This is a genomic window from Ruegeria sp. YTSA144, from assembly GCF_059610125.1.
Map to the genome: position 1 here is coordinate 25,994 of NZ_JBXWNA010000013.1, position 16,232 is coordinate 42,225.

The following is a 16,232-nucleotide window of genomic DNA, read 5'->3' on the forward strand; positions in this document are numbered from 1 at the left end:
ATGGACGGCTACGGCCCTTTTGCCGACGATCTGCCGCTTGCGACGCCCAAGGAGGCCGCGGCCGAGACTTGGGACGCCATCATTGTCGGTGCAGGGCCCGGCGGCAGCGCTGCCGCCATCGAACTGGCACGCAGAGGTCGAAAGGTCATTCTGGTCGACCGTGAGGATTTCCCTCGGGACAAAAGCTGTGGAGACGGAATCACCCGGTCCGGCATCTCTCAGTTGAAACGCCTCGGCATTCTGTCCGCGCTAACCGATCAGCAGGAGGTCGAAGGTGTGCGCGTCCATATGCGCAACAGGGGCCACCGGGATTTTCGATACGAGGGCGAAGACGACTATGGGCTGGTTGTGCCCCGTTTGATACTGGATGACTGTCTTTTGCGTCAGGCCCGTGCGGAAGGTGCGGCTTTCATGCCGAAATGCCGCGCCGACGATCTGGTAACGGATGAAAGCGGGACTGTCACAGGCGTCAGCGCGCACATGCAGGATGGCACGACAGTGGTTCTGACCGGGTATACGGTCATCGCCGCAGACGGGGCCGCGTCTCGATTGGCGAAAGCGGCGGGATTGCGGGAAACACCCGAGCAAGGCTATGGCACGGCGCTTCGCGGTTATGTCGACGGCTGCGGTGATACTCCGCCACTGCTCGAAATAATGCTGCCGTTGACTGATGTTACGGACCGGTATTTGTTGCCGTCCTATGGCTGGGCGTTCCCAACGGGGAAGGGAACTGCAAATGTCGGTGTCGGACTGTTCTGTCGGGCGTTTGACACCAATGTCAGGACCCTTTTCGATCAATTTCTGGACGTGCTCCGCAAGGATTATCCAGAATATTCGGGCATTCAATTGTCCGGTATGACCTTGGGGGCACCGCTGAGGTTCGATTTCGCACCGGAACGTGCCGCCAATTCGGGTCTGTTGCTGGTTGGGGACGCCGCCGGACTTATCAGCCCGTTTACAGGCGAAGGAATCAGCTTTGCGCTGGAATCCGGTGCGCTTGCGGCGCAAACCACTGATCGGTGCCTCCGCACCGGGGCAGGCCCCTGGGTGGCAGCGGAAGACTATGCGCTTCTGCTGGGGGATCGCTTTGCCGGGTACTTCACGCTCGGGAACCGCGCAAGCCGCCGATACGAGTTCATCTGGCGCGTGTTGGACGATACGTTCGAAAGCGAAAAGCCGGTTCACAACATGCTGCGCCGTGCCGTTTTGGTGCCTGAAGGCACTGGCGGTGATGTGGAAAGCGCCATGTTGGATGACGTATCGCCCCTTGTGCGAGTGCCCGAGATGCCGCTTGGGGACGACCTGCGCGATGTGGGCGCACGCCTCAATCACATCGTGCGCACCGATTGGCCGTTTCTGACGCGCATGTCCTTCGCGGGCAAGCGGGCTGACATGGTTGCCTTTCGACCTTCGCTGTTGCTTTTGCTGACGTCCTATCTGGGTGATGTCGAGGCAAAAAGACGTCGTGCCGCGGCCACGGCGCTGGAACTCGCGTATTTGGGATTTCTTGCCCAAAGCGGCATTCGAGGGATCGAGGCTGCCGCAGTAACAGCAGACGCCACGGCCAACTGGGGCGACAAGCTTGGGATACTGACAGGCGACTACTTGTTGGCGAAGGCGCACGAAGTCGGCGCACGGGACTGCCCGGATCTGGTGCCATCAATTCTGAGCGCCATGGCATCGGCATGTGAAGGCCGAGTGTCCGAGCTTCGGACCGCATGGCAACCGGATCTGGCGGTCGAAATGCGCATCGCGCAGATGCGGCAATGTATGGCTGCATTTTTTCGACTGCCTTGCGAACTCGGTGCGATGCTTGCCGAACAAAACGATCTGTCAGCCGCCCTTCGCGATTATGGCGAAAATCTTGGCCTGGCTTACCTGCTGACCGAGGATGAACTTGCCCTGGACCGCCCTGCGGGCAGCACACCTTTTGCGTCAGACCTTTCCAGCGGGCTATTCAGCGTGCCTGTTCTTGAGGCAGCCCAGCGGCAAACGGGGGGCGCGGCAGCCCGTGCTTTCCTCAGTCACCGCGACCCCGCGCGGTTTTTGGCAGAGCTTTCCCCGGCCACGCGCCATATCACGCGCCATATCAAGAGGCAGCAATTGCCAGAAGAATACCGCGATCAGGCAATCGCAGCGCTCAGCCCCGTGCCACGGGGCGGCGTGGCAAAATCGCTTTCGGCGCTCGCAGGCTACGCGGTCAGTCGGCAGGTTCCGAAACGCCGCGTGCTGTAAAGGTGAGATGCAGGTTCCGAGGTGTCCCGTCTTGGTCCGAAGCGCGATCCAGTCCTTGTTGGGCACTTAATTCGTGGGGCGAGATATCCGTTGATTGCACACACTTCAGAGGGGCAGTTCAGGTCCTGTTCTGATGCCGTTTGAATTCCGCCTGTGACGATTTCCAGCCGTGGTACAATTTGGTTCGATAGTGCCGACACAGCGCCTCAAGGATAACCGCCTCTTCTGCGGCAGTTCCCCAGTGAAGGATCCGGTTGATGGACATATGAGCGAGGCTTCCCAGAATGTCGGCCAAGCTGCTTCCCAACCGGCCATCCTGTTCTTCTCGTTGGAGACGTCCGAGATCCGGATGAAGCCTGGCCGCACGTGCGTTCCAGCGCGATGGCCGCGAATGAATGCCCTTGCCCACACCAAGTTCACTCAGAACAACGCATGCACTTTTCCATTCCTTTCCAGTGGCCCGCCGCGCAATCCGGCGCGACGCCGGGCCGCCGCCGTAGTATTGTGAACAGCGCTCGGAGATCGCCAGCCGAACACCTGTGGGCAGTTCCAAATCCTCAAACATGGCATCGATACTGGCGACTGACGCCATCCATCGCCGGGATCGGCTGATCTTCGGATCGTTAAGCACGTCAAGCGCAGCGATCGAGTCGGCGCCGAATATCCTCTCGCAGGCGCCGAGCCCCAGTTCGGGGCTCAGCACCACGCGGTTGAAGGCCTTTGCGTTTCTGACCAGCGCGTTCATCGCCGGTCTGGGTGGGGCGTTCTATGTCCATTACCTGGGCTCGCTTGCACCGCGGGCCCTGTTCGACATCAACTTTCTCTTCACCATCATAGTTGCGGCATTGCTGGGCGGAACATCGACCATCATCGGCCCCATGATCGGTGCGTTCTTCATGACGTTTCTTCTGGAATACCTGCGCCCCGTGCTTCCCGGGGCTGAACGGTATTTCGTCTACGGTGCCATCGCACTGCTTCTCTACATGTATCAGCCAAAGGGATTGGTTGAACTTGCTCAACGCGGCTTTCAACGGCTGCGGAAAGGGGGGCTGACATGACCGTTGCGCTGAAAGTTTCCGGTCTTGTCAAACGGTTTGGCGGGCTGGTGGCCACGAACGATCTGTCCTTTTCCCTGCAAGAAGGAGAGTCGCTGGGCCTGATCGGACCGAATGGCGCGGGAAAGACGACGGTTTTCAGCCAGATCATGGGTGAGCTGCGGCAGAACAGCGGTACGATCGAGCTGTTCGGGCAAGAAATCTCGGCGCTGTCGACGCCGCAACGTATTCGGGCCGGGGTCAGTAGGACCTATCAGATACCTCGGCCGTTCGGCGACATGAGTGTTGCAGAAAACATCAGGGTGGGCCTGATGCCGGACGATATCTGGCGCATGATCGTTTCGCCGCCGGATACGGACAGAGAAAAAGAGCTCGCGCTGAGTGTCGGGTTCACGGAAACCGATCTGAACCGCTCACCGTCCGAATTGGCCATGGGTGATTTGCGCAAGCTCGAAATGGCCCGAACCATGGCCACGGCACCGCGTGTCATGTTGCTGGATGAGGTGTTTGCAGGTCTGACAGTCGGTGAAATCGCGCAGATTTCCGATCTCATACAATCCATGCGCAAGGACGGGATGACCTTTTTGATCGTCAGCCATGACTTGCCGGCGCTGGAACCGCTGATCGACCGCGCCATCGCCATCGAGCGGGGCACCATGATTGCCGAAGGCGCGTTCAGCGACGTGATGAACGACACGGCCGTTCAGGCCTCGTACTTGGGGAGCGTCTGATGTCCTATCTGGAAATCGAGAACCTGTCCGCGTTTTACGGCAAGGCGCAGGCGTTGACCGATATTTCGATCACGGTGCAGCCCGGCGAGATTGTCGCCGTGGTCGGCCCGAACGGCGCAGGTAAATCCACCCTGTTGGACAGCATCATGGGCCTTGTGAAAATCGAAGGGGACATCCGGTTGCGCGGGCACAGCCTTGCTGGTCGTGCCCCTTCGGAAATCGTGCGTCACGGGGTTGGCTATGCGCCCGAGCGGTTCAACCTGTTTCCCTATATGTCAGTGCGCGACAACCTGATGGTGGGGGCCTTCACCGCACGAGACGACATCGAAAGCAACCTTGAGATGGTGCACAAGCTTTTCCCGCGTCTGCAAGAACGGGAAGGACAGGAGACATCGACCCAATCCGGCGGGGAAAGGCAGATGGTGTCCTTTGGCCGGGCCTTGATGACCAGCCCGGAACTGCTGCTTGTCGATGAGCCCACAATTGGCCTGGCCCCGAAAATCTGTCACGAGATTGCCGAGGTCGTGCGTCAGCTGAACAAGGAATACGGGCTGACCGTTGTGATCACCGAACAGAATGCCAATTTTGCCCTGTCGCTTGCCAGCCGCATTTATGTGCTGGAGTCCGGGCGGATGCAGACGTCGGGCACGGCTGACGAATTGAGAAATGACAAACGCTTGCTCGAGGCCTATTTCGGCGGCCAATGAGCGGCGTGGTTGGCAAGCCGGGCAGGTGCTGTCCGGCCATTCGATGGCGGGTGATTTCAGTTTCAGCCAAGCGCGTCCAGAACCTCGGCGCTCACTTCTATGCCATGGGCTTCGGCGGCTGCCCGTTTTTCAAGGCGACCGTCGCCCGGAACCCGGGCGGACCCGTTGCCGGAAATCTCGGCGCAGATGCGGGCGACATATTCGTTGAAGGCCGCGTTGCCGAACCGGCTGGGATCAATTGCAATCAGGGTCGCTCCTCCTTTGATGTTCAGGGCGCCGAAGGACTCGCGTTCTTCGTTGTCCACGGACAGGGTTCCACCGGCCAGTGCTGCGCCCAACACCTCAACCATGAAAGCGATCGCTGCCCCCTTATGCTCTCCGAATGGCAATAGGCTGCGGGTTTCAAGGATGGCATTCGGGTCTGTTGAGGGCGCGCCTTGGGGATCAAGACCGGCAGGGCGGGGCAGGTCGTGCCCCTCGGCAGCGGCCATGCGGATATCCATAAGGGCCACCATGGACGAGGCCTGATCCCAGACCACGGGCGCGTCGCCGTCACGCGGGCAGGCAAAAGACATCGGGTTGGTGCCAAAAACCGGGCGAACCCCACCTTGCGGAACCACCATGGACAATGAGTTGATCACGGCAAAGGCCACCAATCCGGCTTCGGCCAAGGGTTCGGTGTCAAACCGCAAGGCACCCAGATGGTGGCAGTTTGCACAGGTGAACGCGGCAATCCCGTTCTCCCGGGCCATCGCGATCAGATCCTCGCGGGCTTCTGCCGCTGCAACCTGATAATACCCGTTGTCGGCGTCACAGCGCAAAACGCCCGGGGCAACCTTTTCGGTCTTGGGCTTCGCGTGCCCGTTGGCATAGCCTGACATGAAGCTTTGGACATAGACCGGCAACATGCGCAACCCGTGACTGCGCGGGCCGTCCCGTTCAGACCGGGTGACGATATCGGCAAGTACATCACTGCTGCGCGAGTCCGCTCCGGCAGAAACAAGAACCGATTTGGCCAAGTCCCGAACTTCGGCAAGAGAAAGCGTTTTTGTCGGTTGTTCGGTCATCCGTTCGAGTCCAGTCTTTCTGTTTTCGCACTCAAGCGCGCGGGCGTGTGTTTGCGGGATCGACAGCACATGTGTCGATGACCACGGCGTCGCGCATCTCATTGTGGACCAGCACCTGCATTTTCGTTCCGGGCGCCATCATGTTCTGTGGCACTAGTGCCATCGCAATGTCGTGGTTGCAATAATAAGAGAACCCGCCCGAGGTGACACGGCCGATCAGCTTGCCCCGAGCGTAGACACCCTCGTCAAACATCACCGATGTTTCGCCAAAGGGCAGTTTCAGCGTGACCAGCCGCCGGTACGTGCCTTCCTTTTTCTGTTTCAAAAGAGCGGCCTTGCCTGTGAAGTCGCGACCTTCGGTTACCACGAACCGATCAAGGCCGGCCTCGTATGGGGTCATGTCCTTGCAAATCTCGCGATTGATGGCACGATATGATTTTTCAAGGCGCATGGATTCCAGTGCCTCAAGCCCGAAAGGTTTTACACCGGCCTTCAACAGCAGGTCGACAAGATGGCGGTTGTAACCGACCGGGTGATGCAGTTCCCACCCCAGCTCGCCGGTATAGGACACGCGAAGCAAATGAACGCCCTTGGCGTACCCCACTTCACCCATTTGCGCAGAAAGCCAGGGGAAGGTTCCGTTCGACAGATCATTGTCGGTCAACGGTTGCAGGATCTCTCGTGCCATGGGGCCTGCCAGAGCGATCACGCCCAGTTGTTCTGAAACATCTTCAAGAATGACAGAGCTGTCATCGGGCAGCAAACGTTGCAGTTGATCCCAGTTGTAGGCGCGCCAGTTCGGGGTGGAAACCAGGAAAAAATCATTCTCGGCGTAGCGGGCGACCGTGTATTCCGCATCCATGCCGCCCTTTTGGTTCAACAAAAGCGACAGGGTCATTCGCCCCACTTTGGGCAGCCTGTTCGCCATAAGGCCATCCAGCCATTTGGCGGCCCCCGGTCCGCGCACGGTGAACTTGGTCATCGGCGACATCTCGATGAACCCGGCCACGTCACGGGTGGTGCGCACTTCTTCCTGAACGCGTTCCATGTGGTTGGTGCGACGGAAGGAATGTTCCGGAACAGCTTCCTTGCGCGATTTGACGAACCAGCGCGGAAACTCATATCCGTTGAAGCTGGTCCAGACGGCGCCATGCGCGCTCAGCAGGTCGTAGGACCCCATCGTTTTCATCGGGCGCGCGCCGGGAAAATCTTCTCCGGGGATGTGCGCGTTCATGTGGGTGCCCCACGTTTCGCGCACCTTGTCCATGGTCCACCGTTTGGACGCGTAATCCGAAAAACGGCGGGGGTCGAGTTCGGACATGTCCATGCCCGGATCCCCATCGACAATCCAGCGGGCCAGACGTTCACCAACGGTTCCACCCCACAATATGCCGCCGGGCATGCCTTCGGCCAGCCACAGGTTTTCATGCCCCGGTGCGGGTCCCGCAAGCGGCAACTCGTCCGGTGTCATCTGGAACGGACCTCGGGTGTTGGCCTTGATACCCACCTCACCAAGTGTTGGAACCCGCTCGATGGCACTCTCCCACTGCGTTTGGACCGCGTCGAAATCTTCGGGCAAGAGGTCGGCGCCAAAGTCAGGCGGCACGTGATCTTCGGCGAATAGCTTGAGGTCTTTGGTGAACTCATAAGGGCCGAACTGAATGCCGCCCACATCTTCGCGCAGATAGGCGCCGTAATCTTCATCCCGCAGGATCGGGAACTCGGGCAACCCTTGTGCACGGCGTTCTTTCAGCAGCGGAACGGTTTCCGTTGTCCAGTATTGGTGAACGATTGGAATGCAAGGCAGATCCAGGCCAACACGGCGCGCGTTTTCGCGGGCATAGTTTCCGGTCGCGAAGACAAGATGTTCGCAAGTGATCTCACCCTGATTGGTTGTCACCTTCCAATGACCGTTTTCCAGTTTTTCATAGGCCAGCGCTTCGGTGTTCTGAAACACTTTGGCGCCTTTCTCGCGCGCCAGCTTGGCCATTGCCATGGTAATGTCGGCCGGGTTCACATAGCCGTCCTCGGTATGCAGGATGCCGCCGCGAATATGTTCCGATTGGTTGAGCAGAGGGTGAAGCTCGGCGATTTCTTCTGGCGTCAGCAGTTTGCAGGGTACACCGGCAGCTTCGGCAATCGAGACATAGGACAGGAACTCGTCCCAGCGTTCCTGCGTATTGGCGACGCGCAACTGACCCACCTGGCGCAGCCCGACCGAAGCGCCGATCTTCTTTTCGACTTCGGAATAGATGCGGATGGTCTCCATCGTCATCTTCGAAACGTTGTGGGACCGCACAAAGGTGACCAGCAGACCTGCCGCGTGCCAGGTGGAGCCGGAGGTCAATGTGGTTCTCTCAAGCATGACCGCATCGGTGCAGCCGTGCTGCGTCAATCCATAAAGAACCGAAGCCCCGACGCATCCGCCGCCAACGACGACAACCTTGGCATGTGATATCATTCGCTGAATTCCTTCTTGCGACTGATTTCGTTTTCAGACGGACCGTCAGCATGAAATCAGTAAACCCAGAACTGCTTGAACTGTTTACGTCAAGTCAGCGTCAGACAATTCGAAAAATTTTCGGGCCCAGCTTAGTTGAATTAAACCTTGGTCGTGTGTGCTGATGATTCCACGCGTTCTGTGAGGGTTTTCATAAAATTAAGTGCCATCTCTTGCTTGGCCTTGTTATGTTAGCGCAAACTGTGCTGATAAGGTCTGACATGGGTTCAAAGTGCTTGGTGGCACCATCAGCCTGTGCTGCATTTAGGGGGAAAACGCGTGTATCTCGGTCTGGATTTGGGGACGTCAGGTCTTCGGGGAATTGTGGTCAGCGAAGAGGGCAACGTCGTTGCCGAAGCCGAAGCAGGTGTCGTGACATCTACGCCGCGCCCCGGTTGGTCAGAACAAAATCCGTCCGATTGGGTAGAAGCCTGTCAAAACGTCGTTGCCCAATTGCGTGCGTTGAACGGTTCCGCGTTTTCCGCGGTGCGGGGCGTCGGTCTGAGCGGCCACATGCACGGTGCCACGTTGCTGGATCGGGATGGCAATGTGCTGAGGCCCTGTATCCTTTGGAACGACACGAGATCAGCACAGGAAGCCGCGGAGTTGGATGGTCTGCCATCGATGCGCGCGATCACCGGGAATATCGTTTTTCCGGGTTTCACCGCACCCAAGCTGGAATGGGTGCGCGGGCATGAGCCTGACATGTTTGCGAAGACATCCAAGGTGTTGCTTCCGAAAGATTATCTGCGTTTCTGGCTCACCGGTTCCTATGTCAGCGACATGTCCGACAGCGCCGGTACGGCGTGGCTGGACGTTGGAAAACGTGAATGGTCAGACACTGCGCTGGATCAAAGCCATATGCGCCGGGATCAAATGCCAGAGCTGGTTGAAGGCAGTTCGGCAGGCGGAGAACTGCGATCAGAGATCCTTCAGCAATGGGGCCTGACCGGGCCGGTCGTGGTTGCCGGCGGGGCCGGTGACAACGCAGCAGCGGCCTGCGGCATCGGAAGCATCGGTGAGGGCAGCGGATTTCTTTCATTGGGCACGTCGGGTGTGTTGCTTGTCGCAAAGGAAAGCTATGCGCCCGCGCCGGAAACAGCCGTTCATTGTTTTTGCCATGCGGTGCCAGATCGCTGGATTCAAATGGGTGTGATCCTGTCGGCCACCAACAGTCTCAACTGGCTGTCCCGTCACCTCGGTCAACCCGTCGGCACGCTGGCATCGACCCTGCCGGATTCGGTGAAGGGGCCGTCAAAGATCACCTTCCTTCCGTACCTGTCCGGTGAACGGACGCCTCATAACGACAGCGCCATACGCGGAGCATTCCTGGGCCTGGATATTGCATCGGAACCCGCTGATCTGACCCAGTCCGTGATGGAAGGAGTTTCCTTTGCCATGCGCGATTGTTTGGAAGCACTCAAAAGTACGGGCACCAAGCCCGAAAGTCTGCTGGTCGTCGGTGGCGGGGCGCGGTCGCGATTTTGGCTGGAGACACTGGCCACAGTTCTGAACACACCGCTTGCTCTGCCCAAGGGAAGTGAGTTCGGTGCCGCCATCGGCGCGGCCCGTCTTGCTGCCTGTGCTGTGCAGGGCGCCGACCCCGGGGATGTCATGCTTTCCCCGGAAATTGCTGAGCGTGTCGAACCTCGGGTCGAGCTGTCCAGCGCATATGAGGCGGAATACCAGCGGTATCGCGAGTACTATGCTGCTTTGTCCCCTCTGGCCGCGCGCTGATGGCTGATCCCAAATCCATGCCTGTCGAGCAGGTCCTTCTGGAAGACGGCAACATGTCCGTTTCCCTGTTGAATTATGGCGCAATCACGCAAGGATGGTGGCTTGGCAAAACGCCTTTGATATTGGGCTACGATAATCCGCAGGATTACCTGTCGGACCCGTTTTACCTTGGCGCGATAGTTGGGCGAGTGGCCAACCGCATCGGCGGGGCGCAGTTTGCATTGCAAGGGCGCGTTCATCACCTGACAGCAAACGAAGGGCCGACCACGCTGCATGGTGGTCCGGGCGGGCTGTCACGCAAACACTGGGATATCGTGAAAACCTATCTGAATCAGGCGGTTCTGTCTTTGACTTCGCCTGACGGTGAAGGTGGTTTTCCCGGAGAAGTCGAATTCGAGGTGCATGTCAAACTGACCTATCCGTGCCTGACTTACACGATCACGGCGCGACCGGATCGCCCCACGCCGATCAGCATCGCACAGCACAATTATTACTCTCTGGGCTGTCCAGGGGATATCCTGGGCTGTCGGCTCAGGCTAAGATCGAACCGGGTGCTGGAGTTGGACGCGCGTTCCGTTCCTTCCGGAGATATCGCCGCTGCCGGCGAAAACGTGCCAGATTTTGCGTTGTCCCGCACCGTCGGGGCAGAGGGGCGCGAGCTGGACCATTATTTTGTATTTGAGGAAAGTGGAAACCATGACCACCCGGTCGCACAGGTCAGGGCACCTTCGGGATTGAGGATGAATGTGTATTCAGATCAACCCGGGGCACAGGTCTATACCGGGGCTCATCTGTCAGGCCGATTTAGCCCGGGTGCGGGGCTGTGTATTGAACCGTCAGGATATCCAAACGCCGTGAATATCCCTGCGTTCCCATCCGTCATCCATACGCCGGACAACCCGTATCGACAAACACTGACACTTGAGATTTCCGAGGGACGATCATGAGATTTCAGATCGCAGCAACTGCCGTGGGCATCTGGATGTCTCTTTCAGTTGCTCAGGCGCAAGACCTTGGTTCGCGCCCTGAATTCATCGAACCTGACCTTTCCAGCGTAGAGTTGGGGCAACTGCTGTTTTATGATCCGATCCTGTCGGGGAACAGGAACATCAGTTGCGCAACCTGTCATCATCCGAAACTGGGAACGTCCGACGGTCTTTCGCTGGGTATCGGCGAAGGTGGGGTCGGCTTGGGGGAAAACCGCAAGCTCACTCAAGAGAACAAGCCCGAGCAGCGCATTCCCCGAAACTCACCCGCGATGTGGAACCTCGGAGCGCTGGAATTCACGACGTTTTTCCATGACGGCCGCCTCGAGACGGATACGTCACAGCCCAATGGCATCAGAACCCCGTTGGGGACGCATATGAGGCCGGGGTTCAAATCGGCTTTGGCGGCGCAGGCGATGTTCCCGGTGCTGTCACCTGACGAAATGGCGGGGCACTATTCTGAAAACGAAGTCAGCAAGGCCGTGCGTCTCGGCTTGCTGACCCAAGAGGGTGGCGCCTGGGATCTGATTGCCGCGCGTGTGGCGGCGATACCAGAGTATCAAAGGCGATTTGATGACATTGCGCCCGGAGAAGACATCACCTTTATCGCAATCGCCAATGTCATTGCCGATTTCATCGCGTTTGAATGGCGGGCTGACAACAGCCTCTTTGACCGAGCGATGCGAGGCGAAGACGCGCTGCCCGAACAAGCGCAACTGGGGATGGAGCTGTTCTACGGAAAGGCTGGATGCAGCACCTGCCATTCCGGCTGGTTCCAGACCGATCACGGATTCCATTCCATCGCCATGCCTCAGATCGGTCCCGGAAAAACAGCCCGTTTCGAAAATCATGTGCGGGATGACGGGCGACTGCGCGTCACCGGTGACAAGGATGATGCGTTCGCATTTCGCACGCCTTCGCTGCGCAACGTGACCCTGACGGCGCCATATGGCCACAGCGGTGCCTACACACGGCTTGAGGATGTCGTGCGCCATCATCTGGATCCGGTTTCCGCATTGCGGAACTACGCCATCGAAATGGCTGATCTGCCAGAGTTTGACGGGGCAGAGGATCAAAAGGCTTTGCTGGACCCCCGGCATGTCGAAGCCATAGCAGCGTCAAACGATCTGGCGCCCATCAATCTGAGTGAGGGCGAGGTTGACGCCATCCTGAGTTTTCTGGGCACGCTGGAAGATCCGTCAGTGCGACTGGGTGTTCCTCAATCGGTTCCCAGCGGATTGCCTTTGGATCAGTGATCAACGGCTGAGGCGGATCACCTGATTGGCATCTACCATCTGCCAATCTCCATGTTCTCCATCAGGCCAGATCACCCTTGTTTCCGCGGTTTCGAAGTCTCCTAGCCCAAAGTGGTGGAACCCGGCAATTCCGCTGGCGTGCCCCCCGCCAATGGTCACTTCACGGGTTTGAATGCCCTCGGTCGTCCTGACTTCGATAAAACTGCCGACTGCCTGTCTGTTGGGATGGCTCTGGCCGAGATCAATCATGAGCCAGTTGCCGGTCGTCGGTTCATTCTGAAAAACCTCAAGGTCCGAGCCACGATTGACCACCACCAAATCCAGCCATCCATCCCCGTTGAAATCCGCCAGGGCCCCGCCGCGGGACTTTGCCATGGACGCGACACCGGCTTGTGACGCTGTTTCGACAAACTGACCGTCGGCGGTCTGCATCAACAGGTTGTTGGGGTCGTCCTGCGCCGCGTCGGGCATCTGCTCAACATTGCCTTTGGCAACGAAAATGTCGTCCAGCCCGTCATTGTTGACGTCCCCGAACTGTGCATGCCAGCCGGTCGAGGGGCGGCCGTCTCCTCCCGCATGCGGCCTGTGTGCGGTAGTGCCTCGGTCATAGGTTGCATCCCGCCATGTCGGCCCATCCGTTGCGGGATCGAAAACCTGGAATTTCTGGTCCCCCATGGACGTCAGATAAACATCGGGAAACCCATCACCGGTCAAATCCCGCGAGGCAATCCCCATGCCCCAGATCGAGTAGGGCAGCCATCCATCGTCCTCGCTGTACAGGCGCGGGGGGTCTTCCATGGCCCACAGTTGCTCTTGTCCGCCACGCACATAGTAGTGGCGGTCATTGCTGACGCGCAGATCCGCGCGACCCGTGCGGGCCCAGTCGGAAAACAGGATGGACAAGGAACAATGACCGGGTTCCAAACGGATAGGATCGCCATATTCGCTCCCTTCCGGGCGGTACAGAAGCGTCGGCCCGCAAGCCTCGAAAGGTCCATCCGGATTGCTTCGGTCGACATAGGTCCCAAAGGCCAGCGTTGGCAGGGTTTGCCCGCTTTCCCAAGTGGCGGAAAAGCCGGTGGTCCAATGGTCCTGAGATTGAAAACTCAGTGCCGTGAAAGGCTCGAACGCGCAGTTCGGTTTGCCGCGCAGCAACAGGTCTTTGCCTACGCGCAAAACCGCAAGGTCCAGGATCCCATCGCCATCAATGTCTACCGGGTATGCGCCGGTCACACCGGTCAAGGATAACGGGCCGGGCGTATCCGGAAGAAAACTGACCTTTGTGTCGGATGTGTTGATGAACAATTGCGCTGGGTTTGATCCGCCTGCCACGAACAATTCAGGGCGGTCGTCATCATTGCAGTCGAAGACCGCGCCCCCCCCGCCGACGAAATGTTCCCAGCCGCCTTCGTAAACATGGCTGGGGGTTTCCACCTTTTGAAAGCTTGGAGGAACGGTTTCCGCAGCAGCAGCGGAAGCCACCGCAAGCAAGATTGTCATCTTAATTCGCATGAGCCGCCAGTTCCCTGACCTTCAGGATAGAGACCTGTTCAATTCCATAAGCCGCTGCCCCTTTTGCCCACATTGAATCACCCCAGTGGTTGACCTTGATTTCGGGCAAAGGCGCGTCGACGCTGACGACACCGTTTTGGACACGTGCCATCACCTCGTCTGAATGCAGGTAGTCAAAGCGGCCTCTGGCGCCGGACAGGATAATGCATTCGGGGTCGAACAGATTGATCAGGTTCGAAACCCCCATGCCGAACATTTGGCCCGCGCGGGCCAGAACGGAAATGGATCGGGCGTCGCCGGCTTTTGCTGCTGCGAGTATATCGACAAGAGTGCGGGGGTCCGTCGCTTCACTGGCGATCGTCGCTTCGCGGATCAGGGCGTATTCGCCCACATAGGCCTCGAGGCATCCGCGCTGCCCGCACTGGCACAACGCACCGTCCAACTGAACTTTGAGGTGCCCGAATTCTGCTCCGCATCCGCGTTCGCCGCGATAGAGCTTGCCGTCAAGAACGATGCCCAGGCCGATGCCGTGCTCGATCGTAACAACCAAGAAGTTCTTCAGCCCCTTTCCCAATCCGAAAAGCTGTTCCGCTTTTGCGACCAGATTGGCGTCGTTTTCGATGAAGGCAGGGCAGGGGAGCACCTTGGACAACAGCGGGCTCAAATCCACATTTCGTTCCGTCAGGGAAGATGACCAATGCACGAAGTTCTGATTTGCATCAATAAGGCCGGCGATGCCGATGCAGACACCGGACAAATCGGCAAGGGATCGGTTTGCCGAGGCGCAGGCCTGATCAAGCACGGCGCGGATCTTCGCGGCAAACGCATCCGGGGCCATGCGGGCTTGGTCCAGCGGATGCGTGTACGAAGTGATTTCGGTTCCTTCGAAGTCCACGAGAATGACTGAAACCTGCTGGCGGGCGACTTTCACGCCCGCGATCAGATGTGACGCGCCATTCAGTTTCAGCTGTACCCGCGGCCTGCCGCGGCGCGCTGATTTGGAAGGTGTTTCGCTTTCTATTTCCTCAATCAGACCAGCGGACAGCAGATCGGCAGTGGCGGACGTGATGGTCGCTGGGCTGGTCTCCAACGCGCTGGCGATGTCGATTCGTGAAATGGCCCCCCTGGCCCGGATTTTTTCCAGAACGCGCAGGCGAGTGATGTTCCTTTGGTCCGTGGCATTTGAAGAAGCTTTGCTTTTCAGCATCTTGCCCTCGCGAATCTAATCCCTGTTTCAACCTAGGTGGTTTTTTCTGTTACCGATAGCATAAATATTTTACCGACTGAAATAAATATGCTACTCAGAATTGTCGGGGCCACGAATCATGAAACGATGGCTCATTGAAACCGGGAGGAAATCATGAAACGAATTCTCAGCGCCTCTGCTGTGGCGGTCCTGATGGGGACAGTTGCATTCGCAGAGCCCACGGTCGGTGTAAGCTGGTCGAATTTCCAGGAAGAGCGTTGGAAGACCGACGAAGCGGCGATCAAGGCTGCACTGGAAGCGGGCGGTGCGGAATACATCTCGTCTGATGCCCAATCTTCTTCCGCCAAGCAATTGTCGGATATTGAAAGTCTGATCGCCCAGGGCGTTGATGCGCTGATCATTCTGGCGCAGGATTCCCAGGCCATCGGCCCGGCAGTGCAGGCGGCAGCAGACGAAGGCATTCCGGTCATCGCGTATGACCGTCTGATCGAAGATGACCGTGCCTTCTATCTGACATTCGATAACGTTGAAGTTGGCCGGATGCAGGCGCGCGCGGTGTTCGAAGCGATGCCCAAAGGCAACTATGTGATGATCAAGGGCTCGCCCACGGATCCGAACGCGGATTTCCTGCGCGGCGGTCAGCAAGAGATCATTCAGGCCGCCGTTGACAGCGGCGATATCGTCATCGTGGGTGAAGCTTATACCGACGGCTGGCTGCCTGCGAACGCGCAGCGCAACATGGAACAGATCCTGACTGCGAACGAAAACAACGTTGATGCCGTCGTGGCCTCGAATGACGGTACTGCCGGCGGCGTTGTCGCCGCGCTGACCGCGCAGGGCATGGAAGGCATTCCGGTCTCGGGTCAGGATGGCGATCACGCGGCGCTGAACCGGGTCGCCAAGGGCACGCAGACCGTTTCTGTCTGGAAAGATGCGCGTGAGCTGGGCAAAGCTGCCGGTGAAATAGCAGTTGCGTTGAGCAACGGAACCAGCCCCGAGGACATCGAAGGTGCCATCAAATGGACGTCGCCTGGCGGAACCGAGATGAACTCGGTCTTCCTTGCGCCTGTACCGATCACCAAAGACAACCTGTCCGTTGTGGTCGATGCTGGCTGGATTCCGTTGGAAGACCTGTGTCAGGGCGTCGAAAACGGCCCTGCACCCTGTAACTAATCCAAGTTCCAAACCATGATATCTCTGGCCCGCAAGGGTGGGCCAGAGATCATAGCTGAACATGAA

General features: G+C 58.5%; 13 protein-coding genes. 8 read left to right on the forward strand and 5 right to left on the reverse strand.

All coding sequences use genetic code 11. The features are described from left to right. Complete coding sequence (locus AC2FF8_RS19010; protein ID WP_496880468.1) at positions 1–2,235, forward strand: geranylgeranyl reductase family protein; 2,235 nt, start codon at positions 1–3, stop codon at positions 2,233–2,235. 118 nt (positions 2,236–2,353) lie between these two features. Here the strand turns inward: AC2FF8_RS19010 and AC2FF8_RS19015 are convergent, their stop codons facing one another. Beyond that, positions 2,354–2,866 carry a lantibiotic dehydratase C-terminal domain-containing protein gene (locus AC2FF8_RS19015; RefSeq protein WP_257600404.1) on the reverse strand — a complete coding sequence of 171 codons (513 nt, stop codon included), beginning with the start codon at positions 2,864–2,866 and terminating at the stop codon, positions 2,354–2,356. Between AC2FF8_RS19015 and AC2FF8_RS19020 the strand changes: the two genes are divergently transcribed. Genes AC2FF8_RS19020 through AC2FF8_RS19030 form a run of 3 tightly spaced genes read left to right on the forward strand, consistent with a single transcriptional unit; the run spans position 2,799 to position 4,728 of the window. After that, on the forward strand, positions 2,799–3,293 hold the full coding sequence (locus AC2FF8_RS19020; protein WP_425077982.1) for an ABC transporter permease subunit: 495 nt from the start codon (positions 2,799–2,801) through the stop codon (positions 3,291–3,293). The two genes, AC2FF8_RS19015 and AC2FF8_RS19020, sit on opposite strands and share 68 nt — an antisense overlap. After that, a complete protein-coding gene (locus tag AC2FF8_RS19025) occupies positions 3,290–4,021 on the forward strand; it encodes an ABC transporter ATP-binding protein (protein WP_496873636.1) in 732 nt (243 codons plus the stop codon). Before AC2FF8_RS19020 ends, AC2FF8_RS19025 begins: the two co-directional genes overlap by 4 nt. Beyond that, entirely contained in the window at positions 4,021–4,728 is a 708-nt protein-coding gene (locus tag AC2FF8_RS19030) for an ABC transporter ATP-binding protein (RefSeq protein WP_496880469.1), read from the forward strand. The genes AC2FF8_RS19025 and AC2FF8_RS19030 overlap by 1 nt, the downstream gene beginning before the upstream one ends. A gap of 62 nt (positions 4,729–4,790) precedes the next feature. Here AC2FF8_RS19030 and AC2FF8_RS19035 read toward each other — a convergent pair whose 3' ends face one another. Both AC2FF8_RS19035 and AC2FF8_RS19040 read right to left on the reverse strand, forming a co-directional pair. Then, the gene (locus AC2FF8_RS19035; protein ID WP_496880470.1) at positions 4,791–5,795 is read right to left on the reverse strand and encodes an Ldh family oxidoreductase; all 1,005 of its coding nucleotides are present in this window, start codon (positions 5,793–5,795) and stop codon (positions 4,791–4,793) included. A gap of 31 nt (positions 5,796–5,826) precedes the next feature. Continuing rightward, positions 5,827–8,256 carry a GcvT family protein gene (locus tag AC2FF8_RS19040; RefSeq protein ID WP_496880471.1) on the reverse strand — a complete coding sequence of 810 codons (2,430 nt, stop codon included), beginning with the start codon at positions 8,254–8,256 and terminating at the stop codon, positions 5,827–5,829. A gap of 318 nt (positions 8,257–8,574) precedes the next feature. Between AC2FF8_RS19040 and xylB the strand changes: the two genes are divergently transcribed. Genes xylB through AC2FF8_RS19055 form a run of 3 tightly spaced genes read left to right on the forward strand, consistent with a single transcriptional unit; the run spans position 8,575 to position 12,274 of the window. Beyond that, positions 8,575–10,032, forward strand: a complete 1,458-nt coding sequence (xylB, locus tag AC2FF8_RS19045) for a xylulokinase (RefSeq protein WP_496880472.1) — start codon at positions 8,575–8,577, stop codon at positions 10,030–10,032. Further along, complete coding sequence (locus AC2FF8_RS19050; RefSeq protein WP_496880473.1) at positions 10,032–10,979, forward strand: aldose epimerase family protein; 948 nt, start codon at positions 10,032–10,034, stop codon at positions 10,977–10,979. Before xylB ends, AC2FF8_RS19050 begins: the two co-directional genes overlap by 1 nt. Beyond that, positions 10,976–12,274, forward strand: a complete 1,299-nt coding sequence (locus tag AC2FF8_RS19055) for a cytochrome-c peroxidase (RefSeq protein ID WP_496880474.1) — start codon at positions 10,976–10,978, stop codon at positions 12,272–12,274. The genes AC2FF8_RS19050 and AC2FF8_RS19055 overlap by 4 nt, the downstream gene beginning before the upstream one ends. On the opposite strand, the gene AC2FF8_RS19060 is transcribed toward AC2FF8_RS19055, so the two are convergent. Further along, positions 12,275–13,774, reverse strand: coding sequence for a CRTAC1 family protein (locus AC2FF8_RS19060; RefSeq protein ID WP_496880475.1), 1,500 nt, complete (start codon positions 13,772–13,774; stop codon positions 12,275–12,277). A gap of 1 nt (position 13,775) precedes the next feature. Then, positions 13,776–14,993, reverse strand: coding sequence for an ROK family transcriptional regulator (locus AC2FF8_RS19065; RefSeq protein ID WP_425077991.1), 1,218 nt, complete (start codon positions 14,991–14,993; stop codon positions 13,776–13,778). A 153-nt stretch (positions 14,994–15,146) separates the two neighbouring features. On the opposite strand from AC2FF8_RS19065, the gene xylF reads away from it, so the two are divergent. Next, positions 15,147–16,166, forward strand: a complete 1,020-nt coding sequence (xylF, locus tag AC2FF8_RS19070; protein ID WP_170346506.1) for a D-xylose ABC transporter substrate-binding protein — start codon at positions 15,147–15,149, stop codon at positions 16,164–16,166. Positions 16,167–16,232 lie beyond the last annotated feature (66 nt).

Coding starts and splice junctions, on each gene's coding strand:
- AC2FF8_RS19010 (WP_496880468.1), top strand. CDS start 1: ATGGACGGCTACGGCCCTTTTGCCGACGATCTGCCGCTTGCGACGCCC.
- AC2FF8_RS19020 (WP_425077982.1), top strand. CDS start 2,799: ATGGCATCGATACTGGCGACTGACGCCATCCATCGCCGGGATCGGCTG.
- AC2FF8_RS19025 (WP_496873636.1), top strand. CDS start 3,290: ATGACCGTTGCGCTGAAAGTTTCCGGTCTTGTCAAACGGTTTGGCGGG.
- AC2FF8_RS19030 (WP_496880469.1), top strand. CDS start 4,021: ATGTCCTATCTGGAAATCGAGAACCTGTCCGCGTTTTACGGCAAGGCG.
- AC2FF8_RS19035 (WP_496880470.1), bottom strand. CDS start 5,795: ATGACCGAACAACCGACAAAAACGCTTTCTCTTGCCGAAGTTCGGGAC.
- AC2FF8_RS19040 (WP_496880471.1), bottom strand. CDS start 8,256: ATGATATCACATGCCAAGGTTGTCGTCGTTGGCGGCGGATGCGTCGGG.
- AC2FF8_RS19050 (WP_496880473.1), top strand. CDS start 10,032: ATGGCTGATCCCAAATCCATGCCTGTCGAGCAGGTCCTTCTGGAAGAC.
- AC2FF8_RS19055 (WP_496880474.1), top strand. CDS start 10,976: ATGAGATTTCAGATCGCAGCAACTGCCGTGGGCATCTGGATGTCTCTT.
- AC2FF8_RS19060 (WP_496880475.1), bottom strand. CDS start 13,774: ATGACAATCTTGCTTGCGGTGGCTTCCGCTGCTGCTGCGGAAACCGTT.
- AC2FF8_RS19065 (WP_425077991.1), bottom strand. CDS start 14,993: ATGCTGAAAAGCAAAGCTTCTTCAAATGCCACGGACCAAAGGAACATC.
- xylF (WP_170346506.1), top strand. CDS start 15,147: ATGAAACGAATTCTCAGCGCCTCTGCTGTGGCGGTCCTGATGGGGACA.